Source organism: Agrobacterium sp. 22-226-1, assembly GCF_053522345.1.
Genome location: NZ_JBNWCP010000022.1, coordinates 24307 through 42253, shown reverse-complemented (window position 1 = coordinate 42253; position 17947 = coordinate 24307). Strand labels below are relative to the sequence as shown.

Sequence of the window (17947 nt, the reverse complement as noted above, 5' to 3'; positions counted from 1 at the left end):
CCTGCAGTTGGGTCGGAGCCAGATGCTTTCGCTCAGTGATTCACACTTCTGCCACCAGCTTGCAAGCTGTTAGCGGTTACGCTCTCACCCTGTACCCGGACAAGGCGCTATCCCTTTATCCCGCTTGCCGCGATACTGGAGATGAACAGCCTCTGCAGGCAGAGATAAAAGATCAGCACCGGCAGGGTGATGATGGTGAGATAGGCCATGACTTCGCCCCAGGGCGTGTTGAGCTGGAAAAAGTATTGCAGCCCAACCATTACAGGTCTGTATGCCTCGGACTGGGTAACGAGAAGCGGCCACAGATACTGCTGACTATACATGACGAGAAACTTCAGGATCGCAGCCGTTGCGATCACCGGGCCGCTGAGCGGCATAACCACCTGCGCGTAAATCCGCAGCCAGCCTGCCCCGTCGATGCGCGCCGCCTCCAGTAACTCCCTCGGCAAATCCTTGAAATATTGCGCGAAGAGGAAAATCGTCAGCCCGTCTGCAATCCATGGAATGATCTGCACATGCCAGGAGTTGAGCCATCCCCAGGTGAACCCGTTGCTGCCAATCCATGGCAGGTTGTTGACTTCCAGCAGGAGCGGCACGGCAATTGTTTCAAAGGGAATGATGAGCGTGGCGAGGATGATCGAGAAGAGAACATCCTTTCCGCGCCAGTTCAAAAAGGTGAAGGCGAAGGCGGCGAGCGAGCCAAGCAGCAGCGCGAGAAACACGGTAACGCCCGTCACCACAACCGAATTGAATATGAAGGTCGCAATCGGTGCCCGGGCGAAAGCTGCCGTATAGTTTTCAAGCGAAAGATTTCCCACCGGCAGGAAGGCTCGTATCGATGTGGCGTCACGCAGCAACTGGTCGTTCGGTTTTAGCGACGAGAACCCCATGAACAACAGCGGCAAAATGAAGATCGCCGCGAAGGCAAGCATGAGCATATAGTTACCGATGAGAAAAGCGAGGCTTTTGCGTTGTCCGGCCTGCATCATGGCTTCTCCCTTGTGAGGTATCGCTGGGTTAGAGAGATACACAGGACAAGCAGGAACAGGACGACCGAAATTGCGGAACCGGCCGCGATGTCCTGCTGGCGGTATCCTCGCTCAACCGCCTGATAGACAATGCTCTGCGTAGAATCGCGAGGCCCGCCTTTGGTCATCACGTCGATCTGCGCAAAAAGGGCAAAAGCCTGCATGGTGATGACGATGATAATCAGCACGGCCGTGTTGCGCAGCAGCGGCCAGGTTATCATGCTGAACTTTTGCCAGCGGCTCGCGCCTTCGATATCGGCCGCCTCGTAAAGATCCGGAGAGATGGTTTGCAGACCGGAGAGCCATATGACCATGTGGAACCCGACGCCCTGCCAGACTGACATGACCAGGATGGCCCACAGGGCTGTATCGGTTCTGCCCAGCCAGTCGACTGGCTGGAACAGCCCGAAGCTCATATAACTCAAAAGGCTGTTCAGAAGCCCGTTATCCGCCGCGTAGATAAACCGCCAGAGCAGCGCCACCACCACCACCGACAGCACGACAGGCATGAAGTAGATCGCGCGGAAAATCGTGACGCCGGGAACCTTCTGGTTCACCAGCAGGGCAAGAAACAACGCCAGCGCCGCCTGAACCGGTGCAACGACCGCCACGAAGGCAAGCGTATTGACGAGCGCGGTCAAAAACACGACGTCGCGCGCCAGAATGACGATCTGGTTCTCACCCCAGGTGAAGCTCTTATATTCCCGCATCCCCTCCAGATGGGGATAGTCGGGATTGTTGCGGGTGAAATTGCGAATGCGCGGATAGGAGATGGCGCCATCTGCGCCCTGTTTAAGGCTCCCACCCGCCTGCCTTTCCGGCTCGAGCGTGAGCACACCAATACCCAGCAGCCGGGTGTAATTTTCAACGCCGACAAACTCGGTTGGATTGGGAGATGTCAGCCGCTGGTTGGTGAAGGAAAAACCGAGCCCCAGCAGAAAGGGCGTGATCAGGAAAAGCCCGATCAGCACCAGCGCCGGTCCAGCCATGAACCAGCCCGTCAAGCCGTCCCGGGTCAGTTTCCCCTTTGAAGAAAAGAGCGCCATCGATCACACGCCCCTATTTGGGTTGGTAACCGGAATTGCGCTCTATGTTGTTGTTTATCTCGTTGGCCGCGTTGTCCAGCGTATCGGCAACATCCGCGCTGTTGGCAATGTCGGACACGGCCTTGGAAAAGACCGGTGAGATGAAGGCGTAAGCGGGCGTCACCGGGCGCAACGTTCCCTGACGTTTCGAGAGCTCGAAGAAAACCTCGAGCGGGCCGCCCTGTTTGTAGTTCTTCGTCATCTGGGCTGCCGAAGACGTGGCCGGGATGAGGCCGATCGCATCGGAGAACTGCGCGAGATATTTGTCCTGTATGGCGAATTCGATGAAGGCGGAGGCGCCTTCGGGATGTTTGCTGGTGGCTGAGACGCCAAACTGCCAGGAGCCTGCACCGATCTTTGGACCGTTCCCGAAATCAGGGGCAGGCAGGAACAGCAGGTCGTCTCCATATTTCTCCAGAGCCTTCACCGCAACCCAGTTGCCCATCCATTGCAGGGCATGGCGGCCTTCCAGAAAGCCGGTTTCATGGTCGGCAGGCGATTGCGATGTTCCGGGTGCGAGTTTTTTCTGGAACAGGGACTGCCACCATTCTCCGAACTTGATGGCGTTGTCTCCGTTGAGGGCGTTCTCGGCGGTTTGATAATTTTCCTTGTCGATCAAACTGCCGCCGAAGCTTTCCAGAAACGGGCTGAAGGCATAGCTGTACCATTCGGTTTTATCGGCCATGCCGAGGTCGATCGCATATTCGAATTTGCCGCTGGCCGCGAGCTTTTCGAGCACTGCATTAAATTCCTCGCCGCTCCATGGCTGGTCCAGCGTTGGAATGCGAATGCCATTTTCATCGAGAACGGATTTGCGGGCGAAGACCGCGACAGCCGCATCCCACAGGCCGACCGAATAGAGCTTGTCTCCCCACTTCCCCACCGCACCTGGCAGAAAATTGGCAAGCTTTGCCTCATCGATCTGCAGTGGCTGCAGATAACCGGACCACGCCCAGTTCGGCATGTTGGGGCCGTCGACATCCAGAATGTCTGGCAGCTTGTTGGAGAGCGCGGCGGCGGTGACGGATTCGTTATAGGCGGTTTGGGGGAACTCCTGAAGCGACACCCGCCAGTCCGACTGGGACGAATTGAAGTCCTCGATGATGCCGGCCAGAATCTTGCGTTCTTCCACATTGCCCGCGCCGTGATACCACATGGTCAAGTCGGTCTGCGCCAGTGCCACGGTGGAAAAAAGCGTCGTCAGGGCAGCGGCTGCCCCCGCAAAAATGGCTTTGGTGATCATAGATGGTCCTCCTCCTGAGGAAGAGTAACTTCAGCATCCACCGATTGTTCCGCAGAAAATTTGTGTTCTGGCGGTCCGAAACAGACCATCAAAGTGAGGGGTTCTTTTCCACCGCTTCGACAGGCGTCGCCTGAATGACCTCCGGAGCGGCACCGTATTCCGATTTGTTTTGCCGCTGGAACGCGATAAATTGCCCGGCGGGGAGGGGCCTCGAAAAAAGCCAGCCCTGACCGAAGTCCACGCCATGTTCGCGCAGATAGGCTGCCTGCTCCTCCGTCTCGATACCTTCGGCGACGGAGAACAGGCCAAGTTCACGCGCCATTCCGATAATATGGAGCGTGACGGTGCTGGTGGCGGTGTTCCTGCCGATCGTGTCGACGAAGGACTTGTCGATCTTCAGGGCATCCATCGGGAGCCCCTGCAAATATTGAAGGCTGGAATAGCCGGTGCCGAAGTCGTCTATTGCGACGGAATGGCCCGCCCTGCGCGCTTTATCCAGGGTAATGCGGGCTGCGTCGATGTCGATGAAACCGCGCTCCGTCGCTTCGAGCCATATTTGCTCCTTGCGGATACCGGCAGGCGTCAGACGCTGATCGATGAAATCCAAAATTCGTCCGGTTTTGATGTCCTGGGCGCAGAGATTGACGGCGATGTGCAGCGTACGATCCTCAACGAGCATGGGCCCGATATCGGCAATAACGGCTTCGACGACCTGATCGGTAATCGGCTCTATCAATCCGGTCTCCTCAGCAAGGGGAATGAAAAAATCTGGTCTTACAAGGGTGCCATCGGGCCGCCTCCAGCGGACGAGCGCCTCCGCGCCGACGCATATATTGGTCTTCAGATCGATAATCGGCTGATAATGGACGACAAACTCGCGATTCCGAATTGCGATTTCCAATTCTGTTTGTGGGGACAACCGCTTGCGCGACATCCAGACAATGATTCCGACGATAAAGGACGCAATGAATGCTCCGATCGGCAAAAGAACCATCAGCTCGCGCAGGAGTTTCTCCCGCATAGCCGCCCTCGGTTCGAGGACGATTGCGGTCAGCCCATCGTCTTTTACGACAGAGTAAAGCGAAGCATCATTGACACCCCGGCCCGCCTGCGCCGCAAGTGCCGTTACAACGCGCGCATCCGGCTGGTTCTGCGTGCTGATGACCTGCCCATGATCGTTGAGGAGCGCGAGGGATATTCCGTCTCGCAGTATGATATCGACAAAGCGGGAAGGCGCGACGAGCGCGTTGTGATGGCCGAGGTGCAGACTCGTCATCTGATCGCCATGGCTGACACCCGGCTGAATACGCAACGTCACTTCGATGCCTTCGGACGTGACATAATCGACATGGGATTTGGCGATATTTCCTGCGGTGCGGCCCCAGGACGTACATTTGATAACGCCGTTTTCGAAATAACCAATCTCCTCGATTGACGGAACATTGATCGTCACGATCCGCATTTGCGCGATATGTTGATCCGAACACGCAGGAAGATGCGCGGCTTCGATTGCTTCCAGCGCGCCTTGCGCTTCCTTGAATGTATTGTCGGCGCGCGCGAGTGACCTTTCGGCAACGAGAGCCAGGATGTCGAGTTCCTTTTGGACCGCGACCCGCCAGGAGGTCCAGGCCATGGCGGCAATGGGAAGCACGGCTCCGATTATGGCCAGAAGTATCCCCACTGCTATTACGCGCCAACGCCGAGCCTGCATTGTTACTCTCCAACAGTAGCCGGAGAACAAATTGTCCTGTTCTCCTTAATTTTTGCTGTGCGCAAACTGGCGAAAGTCGTGGAGCAGTTTTTGGTGCATCAGTTTCCAGAAGAACCCCAGCCACTGGGCGATGGTGACCGTTGCGGGCTTATTGCTTTGGCTTTCTCCTCAGATTCCCGACCCATCGAGCTCGCGGGCATCCTCGCCTTCCCATGGAGCGGGCATCGTGAGGCCATCGGTATTTGCGGAGGGCATAGGCATCCAGCACTTCAATTCCGGCTCCGCGTATTCGATGATCCGCCCCGGCGAAGAGTCCGAGGCACGCCAGCCTTCTGAACCGTACTGGTCGCCTTTCGACCAGTACGCAAGGTCTACCTGGGACGGCCCTTGTTCGGACGACCGTATCGTGATGAGAATCCGATCTCCGTTTTTCGGCGCGCTTGCCATATGGCGCCATCGGTGTGGTTGGTCCATCAATTCCCCCATCGTTTCGGCATTCAAGTGTCATCTCACCGTCCAGGAGGGTCAACTCAAACTTTGCATGACTCTGTATCGATCCGACGGATGGCCGATCTCCCTGCAGTGAACTTGCCCCTCAACATCTCTCTCCAGTATCTCGAAAAGATAGGGAAACCCAAGTATGGCGGGTCTCCTCATAAACGCTTTGAGTTGGTTCCATGGCACCTGAATCCTCAAAACAGCCCAAGGCGATGGCGACGAGACTGGGCCGAAATTCCGGTATCCAATAGACGGTGGATCCGCAGGCGGGGCAGAAGCGAAACTCCAGGCTCTTTCCGCTATCTCCAGGGCGCATATAGGTTTGGTGTGCTCCCGACGCAGTAACTTGATCTGCTTCATAAAACACCGCGACTCCGAACGCTGAGCCGGTACGATGCTGACATGCACGGCAGTGACAAACGGAGACCTTGCGGGGTTCTCCGCTTGTCACCACAGTTAGCTGACGACATGAACAATGGGCCAAGCGCACACTGTTGCTCCCAGTTCTAAATCCTCGAAATATGGCTTTCGAGGTCCCTCCACCACTCACTGGCAGGAACCGCCTCTCCGGATTTCAGGCTTCGACAGCTTCGCTGACATCATCCAGAAGAAAGTGCACGTTCACATAGCGCGTCGTGTATTTCTGACCGCTATCGGAGACGCTTTCGATGCTGCCGCCGTCGGAGGGGTGCCATTTCTGGTAATGGGGGTTGTTGGCGATCAGCGTAATCGCTTTGTCAGAGAACCTGCCGTTCAGCCGGTAGCGGGCCTCTGCGAGATGCCAGATTTTTTCAAAATCCTGCTGGCTGATCCGGGCTTTCAAGGCCTTTCTGGATATTGTTTTTCCGGGCGAACCATCGTCATGCGCCGCCGATGGAATATGTAGGTCAACCTCTTCTGCACCGTCCAGCAGAAACGCAAATTCGTCTGGCCACATCCGTCTCACGTATCGCTCCTCCCAAAGCTTACCGTCCTACAGCGCGATCATGATAGCGCCTCCGTCGCGAGAGGCAATGGCGGATATGCACCTGTGTTTCCCTTGCGCGCCCTCAATCGATGCCGCGAGTTCGAATAGCTGGAACTTGAAATTGGTCGGGAGATCGTGCTTGTTCACGGTCAGCAGGGCACGTGCGCGTCCCCGCCGGTCGACGAACTGCATCGAGGAGTAAGGCATGAAGAAACTCATCAACGATCCAGCCACCGTTGTGCGGGACATGCTCGAAGGCGTGGTGGCCCTCAGCCCTGCAACCGTCCTGCTTACGGATGAGAATGTCGTTATCCGGTCTGGCCTTCTGGACCCGGAAAAGCGCATGGTGGCGGTCCTGTCGGGCGGGGGCAGTGGTCATGAGCCAGCTCATGCGGGTTATGTCGGCGCGGGCATGCTGACCGTTGCGGTGGCAGGCGATGTCTTCACCTCGCCGAGCACCGATGCGATTCTTGCCGGCATCAGGGCTGCGGCCGGACCCGCCGGCGCTCTGGTTATCGTCAAGAACTACACGGGCGATCGGCTGAATTTCGGATTGGCGGCCGAGCTGGCACGGGCTGAAGGAATTCCGGTCGAGATCGTGGTCGTCGCCGATGACGTTGCGTTGAAGGACACAGTTCCCGACGATCGTCGCCGGGGTATTGCGGGCACGGTGCTTGTGCACAAGCTTGCCGGCGCGGCCGCTGAACAGGGGCTTCCCCTTCAAGAGGTGGCCCGCATCGCGCGGGAAGCTGCCGGAAAATTGTCCTCCATGGGAATATCGCTAGGCTCCTGCACGCTCCCTGCCGTCGGCAGGCCGGGCTTCGTCCTTGGCGACGCTGAAATCGAAGTCGGGCTCGGTATCCATGGCGAGCAGGGTGTCCGGAGGATGTCCATCGCATCGGCGGACGAGCTTGTGAATCTGGTCCTCGAGACGATCGAAGCCGATGGCAGGCTGAAGAGCGGAGACAGGGTTGCGCTTCTGGTCAACGGACTGGGATCGACGCCGCCAATGGAACTTGCGGTCGTGGCGCGATCCGCCGTCGCGCGTCTGGAAGCAAAGGGCGTCGTGGTCGAACGGGCATGGGCCGGTACCTTCCTCTCCGCCCTCGACATGCCCGGCTTTTCTTTGTCGGTCATGCATGTGGATGAGGCAATGGTCAACCTCATCGATGCGCCGACCGATGCCGGTGCATGGCCGCGCGGCGGTGCGGTGAACCGCAACCGCGTCTTGCCTTCGGCAGGTGTTAAGAAGAGCGTGACTGCGGAAATCAGGATAACAGCCGCCGGTGAACGACTGCGTTCCGCGGCGGAGCGGGTCGCCCGAGCCCTGATCGCCGCAGAGCCCATACTGACGCAGCTGGACAGTGTTACGGGTGACGGTGACCTTGGGACAAGCATGGTGCGAGGCGCCGAAGCAATATTGGCGCTGCCCGGGGAGAGCTTCGCAGATGTGTCCGGTGGTTTGATGGCGATGGCGAATGCGATGCGGAAGGCAATCGGCGGAAGCTCGGGCCCGTTTTACGCCACGGGCCTGATGCGCGCTTCGCGCCATCTTGCCGGGATCGAAAAGCCGACGGCCCCACAGATGGCGGAGGCGTTCGTGGCTGCCGTTCTCGCCGTCTCGGAACTCGGCGGCGCGAAACCGGGGGACCGTACGATGATAGATGCGCTTCATCCGGCCGCGGAAACGTTCCGGGACAAACTCGCAGGCGGAGCTTCGGCCGACGTGGCCTGGCGATCCGCCTCGGCGGCAGGCATCGCAGGCGCCGAGGCGACGACGTCGATGAAGCCGCGGCTCGGGCGCGCGAGCTATCTTGGTGAGCGGGCAATAGGACATCCCGATGCGGGTGCGGTCGCAGTCAGCATCTGGCTTGAAGCAATCGGCAACGATTAGCGCCGATGGGCGGCGGGCCGGAGCAGGCATGCGCCGCCCAGGCTCCTCTAAAACCCTGCAATGCCGAGCGTTGCGGGAGCCGGATGAGAAAGCGGATTGCCGCCGTGGCCGTGACGCTCAGATGCGCCGCGCCTTGATCGTGTTCATGACGAAGCTGGTCTCGATGGTCTCGACGCATTTCAGCTTTGCGATCTTGTCCTTGATGAAACGCTCGTAATCCTCCAGCCCACCGCACATGACCTTGAGCATGTAGTCCCTTGGCCCCGTGACCAGATGACATTCGAGAACCTCGTCCCAGTCAAGCACAGCCGCCTCGAACATCCGGATTTCGTCATCGTGCTGGCGGCTGAGGCGGACGGACGCAAGGGCGGTCATGGTCCATCCCTCGATTGCCGGATTGATGATCGCGGAGTACCCTTTGATGGCGCCCATCTCCTCCAGGCGTCGAAGCCGCCGCAGGCACGCCGATGCCGACAGTCCGACCCGCTCGGCAAGTTCGTTGTTCGTGATCCGCGCATCGGCAGACAATTCCTTGAGTATCCGCCTGTCGATCGGGTCTGCAATTTTTTGCGACATAAATGACCATTCTCCGCAATATATTGCTTCATGAGACAACTCGACGCTTCAGAATGCAAGGTATTTTGGTTTCACTGCGTGTAACCTGCAGGTAGTTCAACGCCAGCTGAGGGATCATCGGAAATGACCGCGCCGCATCCGTCCAAAACCCATATCGGCAACCACGCTCTCCATCCTGAAACCCAGATGCTCAATTACGGTTATGATCCGGAATTGTCGGAGGGCGCCGTAAAGCCTCCCGTGTTCCTGACATCGACCTTCGTTTTCAAATCGGCGGAAGACGGGCGCGACTTCTTCGACTATGTCTCCGGCCGCAAGGAGCCGCCCGAGGGCAGGGGCGCGGGCCTCGTCTATTCTCGCTTTAACCATCCGAACAGCGAGATCGTCGAGGATCGTCTTGCGGTTTATGAGCGCACGGAGAGCTGTGCACTGTTCTCCTCGGGCATGTCCGCCATTTCGACGACACTTTTCGCCTTCGTCCGGCCCGGCGACACCGTGCTCCATTCCCAGCCGCTGTATGGCGGCACGGAGACGCTGCTGGCCAAGACCTTCCATAATTTCGGCGTCTCGGCAGTGGGGTTCGCCGATGGTGTCAGCGAGACCTCGGTGATGGCTGCCGCAGAGGAGGCAATGGCGAAAGGCAGGGTCTCCGTCATCCTCATCGAGACCCCCGCCAATCCGACAAACAGCATTGTCGATATCGCGATGATGAGCCGGGTCGCCGACGTGATCGGCGAAAGGCAGGGGCACAGGCCGATCATCGCCTGCGATAATACGCTTCTCGGCCCGGTGTTCCAGCGGCCCATCGAATACGGTGCGGACATCTCGCTCTATTCGCTGACGAAATATGTTGGCGGGCATTCCGACCTCATTGCCGGCGCGGCGCTCGGCCGGAAGGATGTCATGAAACAGGTGAAGGCGTTGCGTGGAGCAATCGGCACGCAGCTCGATCCGCATTCGTGCTGGATGCTCGGACGTTCCCTTGAGACGCTGCAGATTCGGATGGAGCGGGCGGACAGCAACGCCAGGGTCGTGGCGGAATTCCTGAATACGCATCCCAAGGTCGAGAAAATCCATTACCTGCCGTTCAGCGATCCGGCGTCCGCGGTTGGCAGGGTATTCGCCGCTCAATGCTCCGGCGCGGGATCGACCTTCTCGTTCGATATCGTCGGCGGGCAGGCCGCATCTTTCAAATTCCTCAATGCGCTCAACATATTCAAACTCGCGGTAAGCCTCGGCGGCACGGAGTCTCTTGCGTCTCACCCCGCAACGATGACGCATTCGGGCGTTCCTGCCGATATCCGCCAGCGCATTGGTGTGCTTGATTCCACGATCCGGCTGTCCATCGGCATCGAACATCCCGACGATCTTGTTGCTGACCTGACCCTTGCCCTGGATCAGGCCTGACGAAAACGGGAACGCCGTTTATCCCACGGGCCACAGAAATGTTTGAAAGCTGCCCTCAGGTTACAAACCTGGATAGGTCACTTATGGTCGCATCGTGCGGCTCGCTTTCCAACGTCGCCGATTTGCGGCATTAAGTGTTGTGAAGTGAAGAGTGCAAGATGAATGTGTCGGGGGGCGCATGAAACTCAGGAGCCAGATTCTCGCATTGGCCATCGGGCCTCTCGTTCTTGCGATTATCGTCATCACAGCGCTGATTACGTGGCAGTCTATGACGCTGGCGCGCACGAGCATCGATGCGTTCGAACGCAACATGCTCGCTGCAAAGGAGGCTGAACTTCTTAACCTCACCAATCTTGCCCTTTCGGCGATCCGCTCGGTCTATGACAGGGCAGGGCCGGATGACGAGGCCGCGAAGGAAGAGGTCAAGCGCATCCTGACCGGTCTCGACTACGGCACTGACGGCTATTTCTTCGTCTATGACTATGACGGGCTGAACGTGGTCCATCCGCGGCAGAATTTCCGTCCGGGGAACAACTGGCTGGATCTCCACGATCCCGATGGCAACCGGGTGATCTACGATCTGATCGTCGAGGCGAAAAAGGGGGGAGGGCTGGTCCAGTACAAGTGGGAAAAGCCTTCCACCAAAAAAATGGCCGACAAGCTTTCCTTTGCGGCCGGCCTCGACAAATGGCGCTGGATGATCGGTACCGGCGTTTACCTCGACGACGTTTTTGCGACGACGGCGGCGGCGAAGGAGGAGTTGCGGCATTCAATCACCTGGAACTTCCTGATCGTCGCCCTGTTTGCGGTTCCTGCCGTATTGCTGGTGTTTGCCACCTGCATGCTGCTCAATCTGCGCCAGCAGCGGCTGGCGGATGGCCGGCTCAAGGAGTTGATGCAAAGGATCATCGATACCCAGGAGGAGGAGCGTCTGCGCATTGCCCGGGAGCTGCATGACGGCATTTCCCAGAATCTCGTCGGCGTGCGTTTTGCGATCGATCTCGCACGGCGCAAGGTCACGCCGGATAATGTCGGCGCTGTCGAGGCAATCGGCAAAGGCGCCATTGCGCTGAACGAAGCGATCAAGGAGGTCCGCCGCATCTCGCACGATCTTCGCCCGCGTGTCCTCGACGATCTGGGGCTGACGGCAGCTCTGGAATCCCTGATCTCGAGTTTTTCCGAACGCACGGGAATTGCGGCGACGCTTGAATCTGTGGCCTTCAAGCATATGCTTGTCCCGGAGGCACGGGTTGCGCTTTACCGTGTCGCACAGGAGGCGCTGACCAATATCGAGCGCCATGCCGGCGCGACGCAGGTCGCCATCCGGTTCTCCAGTCGCGATGAACGGGTCCAGATGGATGTCAGCGACAATGGCCGCGGCTTTCCGGCCGTTCGGACAGAGAACGGGATGCCGGCAAGCAAGGGGCTGGGTTTGAGAAACATGCAGGAACGCATGACGCATTTCGGGGGCAGGCTGGATGTCGAAAGCTCCGCCAGGGGAACCGTTCTGCGGGCGGTGCTGCCCATCACCGCCATGAAGGATCGCAATAGCGGCTTACAGGAGGCCGCCGAGTGACCGTTCATCCGATCCGTGTGTTGTTGATCGACAACCATCCTCTGGTTCTGGATGGGTTGAGGGCCGTTCTCGAGACTTACGAGCATCTCGCAGTCGTTGGAACCGCGGTGTCCGCCATGGCCGGTATCGACGCGGCTGTCGCCACGCGGCCCGATGTGGTGCTGATGGATATCAACATGCCGCAGATCAATGGCATCGATGCCCTGGAGCTGTTCAAGGAAAAACAGCTTTCCGCCCGGGTGCTGATGCTGTCGATGCATGACAGCCGGGAATATATATCGACCTCGGTCATGTATGGCGCGGCGGGTTACATTCTGAAGGATGTGGCGACCGAAGAAATAGTCGCCGCAATCGAAACCGTGGCTGCCGGCGGCACCTATTTTTCCTCTGGTGTTCGCGATGTGCTGATGGAGGGGTCTTCGGGCAGGCTGAAGGCGCTGACGACACGCGAGCAGGAGGTTCTGCTGCTGATCGCGCGCGGAAAGAGCAATCGCGACGCTGCCCTGGCGCTCGACATCGCCGAGCGCACGATGGAAACCCATCGCAAGAACATCAAGAGGAAACTGGATATAGCGACGACCGCCGGTCTCATCCGCTATGCGATCGATAACGGGCTTATCAAAGAATAGCCGCCAAAGGCCTGAGGCCCCAGGATGTCGCCATCCGGGGGCCTCGGTAGAGTCTATGTCGGCTTATTTGCCGGCCGTCTGCATGGCATAGCCGTAGCTGTCATAGGTATATTCGGCGACGCGGAACCATTCGAAGCTCTCGTCGCGGAACTTCTTCCAGCCCGGATAGATCTTGGCCCATGCGGGATGCTTCTGCGTGTACTCGTCATAAAGCTCGAAGGTCGCCTTGTAGGCGGCGTCGAGCACATCGCGGGGCAGCGGGCGAAGCTGCGTGCCCTTGGAAACCAGCGAGCGGATCGCATCCTTGTTCTTGACGTCGTACAGCGCCTGCATGTTGATGTTGGCGGCCTTGCAGGCGGTGTCGAGCGCTGCCTTGTATTCATCAGGCAGTGCTGCATATTGGTCCTTGTTGACGAAGAAGTGGATCGTCAGCCCACCTTCCCAGAACGCGGGATAATAGTAATAAGGCGCGATCTGGTAGAAGCCGAGCTTTTCGTCGTCATAGGGACCGACCCATTCCGCGGCATCAATGGTGCCCCGCTCCAGCGCCGGATAAATGTCGCCACCCGGAAGCTGCTGCGGCACCGCGCCAAGCTTGGCGAGTACCTGTCCGGCGACGCCGGCAATACGCATCTTGAGGCCCTTGATATCCTCGAGGCTCTTGATCTCCTTGCGATACCAGCCGCCCATCTGGGCGCCCGTCGCACCACCGGGAATGCCGATGACGCCGTAGTCGGAAAGGAATTCGTTGTAAGCCTCGTTGCCGCCGCCATGATAGAGCCATGCGTTCTGCTGGCGGGCGTTCAGGCCGAAGGGGATGGTCGAACCGATGGCGAATGTCGGATCTTTCCCGGTGAAATAGTAGCCGCAGGTATGGGAAATCTCGACGGTATTGGCTTTTACGGCGTCGATGGCTTGGGCACCGGGAACGATTTCTCCGGCCTGGAAGACCTGGATTTCGAACTTGCCGCCCGTAACGGCCTTCAATGCATTGGCCATGACGACGGCGCCGCCATAGATCGTGTCCAGATTGTTTGGGAAGCCGGACGTGAGACGCCAGCGAACGGTTGGCAAAGACTGGGCTATGGCGGGTGTCGCAAGTGCCGAAGCAGCCGCAGCCGCCCCTGCAAGTACGCCGCCTGACAAGAGCTGTCTGCGACCTGGGTTGACCTTCATAGTTTACCTCCTCCTATTGAACGTTAGCGATTTTTGTTGCGGCGGGCGCTTTTGCGCCCGGCCGATTGTCATGGGGTGGCCGGCTTTCCGAAACTCGGTGCGGTGTTGCCGGGCGCCGAGAAAGGATTGGCGAAGGGATCGGCGTCCGTGCCGATGCTGGGCATCGGTACATTGATATGGACGGCGGAAGGATCGACCTGTTTGGCGCCTGACTTGTAGTGCATCACGATGCCGGGGAAGGCGATGATGATGACGACCATGGTCAGCTGGATGAACAGATAGGGAATGGCGCCCAGATATATCTGGGACGAGGTGACCGGCTGGATGGTCTGTCCCGTGATCCGGTCCTTATAGGCGCGCGTCGGTGCGACTGACCGCAGGAAGAACAGCGAGAAACCGAAGGGCGGGTGCATGAACGACGTCTGCATGTTGACCGCCAGCATCACGCCAAACCAGATCAGGTCGATGCCAAGCGCATCGGCGACCGGCGCCAGCAGCGGGATGATGATGAAGGCCAGCTCGAAATAATCGAGGAAGAAGGCCAGGAAAAAGACCAGCAGGTTGGCGACGATCAGGAAGCCGATCTCGCCGCCGGGAATCGATGTCATCAGATGCTCGACCCAGACGTGGCCGTTCACGCCATAGAAGGTCAGGGAAAAGACGCGCGCGCCGAGCAGGATGAGCAGCACGAAGGACGACAGCTTTGCCGTGGCATGCAGCGACTGCTGGATCAGGCCGAAATTGAGCTTGCGGTTGGCAAGCGCAAGGGCGAGCGCGCCGACAGCGCCCATGGCGCCGCCTTCCGTGGGGGTGGCGATCCCGAGGAAGATCGTGCCGAGCACGAGGAATATCAATACGAGCGGCGGCACCAGCGAGGTGATGACCTTGAGCAGCAGCTTGGTACCGCGCAGGGTCCGCGCCTCCAGCGGCAGGGCCGGGACTTTCGTGGGGCTGATGATCGAGGTCACGATGATATAAAGCGTATAGGCCGCCACGAGCATGAGACCCGGAACGAGCGCGCCCTTGTACATGTCGCCCACCGAACGGCCGAGCTGGTCGGCCAGCACGATCAGTACGAGGCTGGGCGGGATGACCTGCGCCAGCGTGCCGGAAGCCGCGATCGTGCCGGCGGCGACCTTGCGGTCATAACCATAGCGCAACATGATGGGAAGCGAGATGAGGCCCATCGAGATAACCGAGGCGGCGACGACGCCGGTGGTGGCGGCCAGAATTGCCCCGACGAAGATGACGGCAAACGCAATGCCGCCGCGGACCGGTCCAAACAGCTGGCCGATCGTGTCCAGCAAATCCTCCGCCATGCCGCTCTTTTCAAGAATGAGCCCCATGAAGGTGAAGAACGGTATCGCCAGCAGCGTTTCGTTCGACATCTGGCCGAATATGCGATCGGGAATGGCCTGGAACAGCGTCGCCGGCAGCAGGCCGAGTTCGATCCCGATGAAGCCGAAGAAAAAGCCGACAAAGGCCAGGGCGAAGGCGACGGGGTAGCCGAGCAAAAGCACGATGATGAGCGCCGCAAACATGATGGGCGCGAGATTTTCCGCAATGAATGCCATTGTTGTTGTTTCCTTCGATCAGAGCAGTGCGGCGGCGGCGTCAGCCGCTGCAACCGGATCGGGGATATCGCCGCGCAGGATCGCGACACGCTTGATGAGTTCCGAAACGCCCTGAATGGCGAGAAGGCTGAAGCCAATCGGTATCAGCGCCCAGACGGGCCATTGAATGAGGCCGCCCGTGTTGTTTGAAACCTCACCAGAAGCAAGTTTCTGCAGAAACACCGGCCAGGAGAGATAGACCGTGATGAGGCAGAAGGGCATGAGAAAGAAAATGGTCCCGAGAATGTCGACCCACAGCTGCCCTTTGCGCGGAAGATTTCCGTAGACCAGATCGACCTTCACATGCTCGTTGTTAAGAAGCGTGTAGGCGGCGGCGATCAGAAACACGGCGGAGAACAAATACCACTGCGATTCAAGCCAGGCGTTGGAACTCATCGAAAACGCCTTGCGCATGACGGCATTGATGGCGCTGATGAAAATAGCCGCGAGAAGCAGCCAGGAAATGCCTTTGCCAATGGCTGCATTGGCGGCATCGATGGCGCGCGAAACGGCCAACAGAAACTTCATGATATCCTCCCCGAAAGCGGCCGCGTACTCCTCAATACGTGTGTGACCGCCATAATTCGGGCAGGATAACCATGGTGGCCTGACGCTCAAGGGCGCGCGCCGGCGAATTTCGTGAGACGTACCGAGAACTGGGTATGGGCGAGATCAAAACCCGCACCCGGGCTTAATTTCGCCTTCTGCTGCCGGCCCGAATGCGCGGTTGCACCTGCCAGAAAATCACCGGCGAAGCCCATCTGAACACCGGCCGTCGGTTCAAATCCGTTTAAACCGCAAGATGCAGGCCACCCGCACGGGCGGCTGCCATGTCACTGTTTGGCTGCGGTCGCCTCTTTTACCGCCAGCTCCGCCATGGCGAGTGCCGCATCGCGGGTTCTGGCCGCTGCGACAAATCGGCCGTTGTGGCAGAAGCTCGCGCCTTCGACGCCACAAACCGCCTCCAGATCTTTGTCCGTCAGGCCGGCCCAGGCCGCCGGCAGATCCGCCCGCAGCTCAAAGCCTTCGTCCGCGCGGCGGATGCCGGTCAGGCACCAGTCGTTGTTGCGTGGATGAACGACGAAGAGCAGATGGTCAGCGCCCGCCTTCTTGATGGCGGACCGAAACGGCATTCCCATCGGCAGTTCCAGAATATGTCCCTCGCCGGCATCCACGATAGCCCGGCTCACGAGCGCTTCAGCCCGCAATTTCGCGGTGCTGTTGGCAATCTTTGCCTCCAGGAAGCTGCGGGCGATGGCCAGCGCCGCGTGGAAACTGCGATTGTCCGCTTCGGGATCTGTCTCGTCGAAAACAGGTTTCAGAGTTTCCAGCAACACGGGCAGGGTCAGCCCGGCGAGTGCCCCTGCGGTGGAGGGGCTGAGCGCGCCATTGTCGACCAGATCGACCGGCAGCACGAAGCTGGCATCGAAAGAGGCGTAAACGATTTCGATATGGTCTTCAGGAACGCCAAAGGCGGCGAGATAATCGCGGCCGAAATGCTTCCAGATCAAGCCGAACGAACTATAGGGTTGACCGTCCTCCCGCAATGGTGCGCCGCGCTGGTGGTGGTCGAAGGCGCCCTTTGCCGCGTCATAAACACCGCCGACGTCATAGACGATGCGGTCTGCGCCGGGTGCGATCCATTCGGGCGCCCTGCTGCGGATCAGGCGTGCCTGCGGGAAAACCTGGGTCAGCACGACGCTCGACAGCAGTTCGTCGGCATGGAAGCCACCGGAATGGGTGACGAGGAAGTCCGGGATCATGTCAGGATGCGCCTTGTTGCTTGCGGAAGCTCCGCTGGGAGTGGCATCTGATACCCTTTGCCGGACGGCATCTCAACCCGCCATTCGCAATGGAGGCTAAAAGCAACGATATGCTGGACGTCGTGATCTGAATAAAAGGCGGTTTGTCACTGCGTTTCAAGCCGTCTTCAGGATCGACAGGTTGGGTGCCGACCGGTCATCCTCGCTCGTTTTCCAGCGGTCAAAGGCGGCGCGTCCGAGAATGGCGACGGAGGTGTCCTCCTGGGGAGCATGGACGAGAACCGACTGGATATCGCGGAAATGCCGCTCGAGGCCGAGATCGGCGTTGAGGCCGGGATTGCCGATGCCGCGAACGGCTATCTGGACGGCCTCGCGGATTCGCCGGCCGGCGAGAAGCCGGGCCCTTATCAGGTGTTCGGCATCGCCGATATGGTTTGCGAGCGCGCCAAAGATGATCTGCCGGGCGCCGGAGACCAAAAGGTCGATTTCGCCCGAAAGCGTGACAAAACGTTCTGTCCGCGCAATGGCACGGCCCAGATTGGCGGGCACGCGCTCATGCCCGAAGCGAATGAACGCTTCCTGGGCGGCCTCAGACGCACCCAGATAAATTGCGGTCAGGGCAAGCGTCATCGCCTCGTGGCCGCGATTATCCTGCTGGGCAACGGAGGGATCAACGAGTTCCAGCACATTTTCTGCCGGGATTTCAACCTCGGTATATTCGACGCGAATGCCGTGCTGCGACGGATCACGCGGGCATTTCAGTCCCCTCGAGGCTGAATGG

16 protein-coding genes and 1 pseudogene are annotated in these 17947 nt (G+C 59.1%); 4 read left to right on the top strand and 13 right to left on the bottom strand.

Features of this window, described 5'->3' with window-relative positions; all coding sequences use genetic code 11:
* Nucleotides 1–107 precede the first annotated feature (107 nt).
* The 7 genes from ACQZ5K_RS24745 to ACQZ5K_RS24715 all read right to left on the bottom strand — a co-directional run bounded on the left by ACQZ5K_RS24745 (nt 108) and on the right by ACQZ5K_RS24715 (nt 6502).
* The gene (locus ACQZ5K_RS24745) at nt 108–989 is read right to left on the bottom strand and encodes a carbohydrate ABC transporter permease (RefSeq protein ID WP_137005390.1); all 882 of its coding nucleotides are present in this window, start codon (nt 987–989) and stop codon (nt 108–110) included.
* Nucleotides 986–2074 carry a carbohydrate ABC transporter permease gene (locus ACQZ5K_RS24740; RefSeq protein WP_137005391.1) on the bottom strand — a complete coding sequence of 363 codons (1089 nt, stop codon included), beginning with the start codon at nt 2072–2074 and terminating at the stop codon, nt 986–988. The genes ACQZ5K_RS24745 and ACQZ5K_RS24740 overlap by 4 nt, the downstream gene beginning before the upstream one ends.
* Nucleotides 2075–2087: 13 nt before the next feature.
* Nucleotides 2088–3356, bottom strand: coding sequence for a sugar ABC transporter substrate-binding protein (locus tag ACQZ5K_RS24735; protein WP_137005392.1), 1269 nt, complete (start codon nt 3354–3356; stop codon nt 2088–2090).
* 88 nt (nt 3357–3444) lie between these two features.
* Nucleotides 3445–5067: an EAL domain-containing protein gene (locus ACQZ5K_RS24730; RefSeq protein WP_137005393.1), complete on the bottom strand. Its 1623-nt coding sequence runs from the start codon at nt 5065–5067 to the stop codon at nt 3445–3447.
* A 168-nt stretch (nt 5068–5235) separates the two neighbouring features.
* On the bottom strand, nt 5236–5541 hold the full coding sequence (locus ACQZ5K_RS24725; protein WP_137005947.1) for a hypothetical protein: 306 nt from the start codon (nt 5539–5541) through the stop codon (nt 5236–5238).
* Nucleotides 5542–5662: 121 nt separating this feature from the next.
* A complete protein-coding gene (locus ACQZ5K_RS24720; protein ID WP_137005394.1) occupies nt 5663–6055 on the bottom strand; it encodes a GFA family protein in 393 nt (130 codons plus the stop codon).
* Between the two features lie 84 nt (nt 6056–6139).
* The gene (locus ACQZ5K_RS24715) at nt 6140–6502 is read right to left on the bottom strand and encodes a hypothetical protein (protein WP_137005948.1); all 363 of its coding nucleotides are present in this window, start codon (nt 6500–6502) and stop codon (nt 6140–6142) included.
* 235 nt (nt 6503–6737) lie between these two features.
* Between ACQZ5K_RS24715 and ACQZ5K_RS24710 the strand changes: the two genes are divergently transcribed.
* Nucleotides 6738–8426 carry a dihydroxyacetone kinase family protein gene (locus ACQZ5K_RS24710; RefSeq protein ID WP_137005396.1) on the top strand — a complete coding sequence of 563 codons (1689 nt, stop codon included), beginning with the start codon at nt 6738–6740 and terminating at the stop codon, nt 8424–8426.
* A gap of 117 nt (nt 8427–8543) precedes the next feature.
* Here ACQZ5K_RS24710 and ACQZ5K_RS24705 read toward each other — a convergent pair whose 3' ends face one another.
* The gene (locus ACQZ5K_RS24705; RefSeq protein ID WP_003521846.1) at nt 8544–9002 is read right to left on the bottom strand and encodes an Lrp/AsnC family transcriptional regulator; all 459 of its coding nucleotides are present in this window, start codon (nt 9000–9002) and stop codon (nt 8544–8546) included.
* A 123-nt stretch (nt 9003–9125) separates the two neighbouring features.
* On the opposite strand from ACQZ5K_RS24705, the gene ACQZ5K_RS24700 reads away from it, so the two are divergent.
* From ACQZ5K_RS24700 to mctR, 3 genes are all read left to right on the top strand, one after another.
* Nucleotides 9126–10409: a cystathionine gamma-synthase family protein gene (locus ACQZ5K_RS24700; protein WP_137005397.1), complete on the top strand. Its 1284-nt coding sequence runs from the start codon at nt 9126–9128 to the stop codon at nt 10407–10409.
* Nucleotides 10410–10587: 178 nt separating this feature from the next.
* Nucleotides 10588–11985, top strand: a complete 1398-nt coding sequence (gene mctS, locus ACQZ5K_RS24695; protein WP_020809086.1) for a two-component system sensor histidine kinase MctS — start codon at nt 10588–10590, stop codon at nt 11983–11985.
* Nucleotides 11982–12614, top strand: a complete 633-nt coding sequence (gene mctR, locus ACQZ5K_RS24690; RefSeq protein ID WP_059761235.1) for a two-component system response regulator MctR — start codon at nt 11982–11984, stop codon at nt 12612–12614. The genes mctS and mctR overlap by 4 nt, the downstream gene beginning before the upstream one ends.
* Before the next feature lie 63 nt (nt 12615–12677).
* On the opposite strand, the gene ACQZ5K_RS24685 is transcribed toward mctR, so the two are convergent.
* The 5 genes and pseudogenes from ACQZ5K_RS24685 to ACQZ5K_RS24665 all read right to left on the bottom strand — a co-directional run.
* Entirely contained in the window at nt 12678–13790 is a 1113-nt protein-coding gene (locus ACQZ5K_RS24685; RefSeq protein ID WP_137005398.1) for a TRAP transporter substrate-binding protein, read from the bottom strand.
* A 68-nt stretch (nt 13791–13858) separates the two neighbouring features.
* A complete protein-coding gene (locus ACQZ5K_RS24680) occupies nt 13859–15364 on the bottom strand; it encodes a TRAP transporter large permease (RefSeq protein WP_175422193.1) in 1506 nt (501 codons plus the stop codon).
* Nucleotides 15365–15382: 18 nt separating this feature from the next.
* A complete protein-coding gene (locus ACQZ5K_RS24675) occupies nt 15383–15931 on the bottom strand; it encodes a TRAP transporter small permease subunit (RefSeq protein WP_137005399.1) in 549 nt (182 codons plus the stop codon).
* Nucleotides 15932–16236: 305 nt separating this feature from the next.
* Nucleotides 16237–17166 (bottom strand): MYG1 family protein, encoded by a 930-nt coding sequence (locus tag ACQZ5K_RS24670; protein WP_448741752.1) that lies wholly within the window; start codon nt 17164–17166, stop codon nt 16237–16239.
* Nucleotides 17167–17322: 156 nt separating this feature from the next.
* Nucleotides 17323–17889 (bottom strand): annotated as a pseudogene (locus ACQZ5K_RS24665) (acyl-CoA dehydrogenase family protein); the annotation flags it as partial.
* Nucleotides 17890–17947 lie beyond the last annotated feature (58 nt).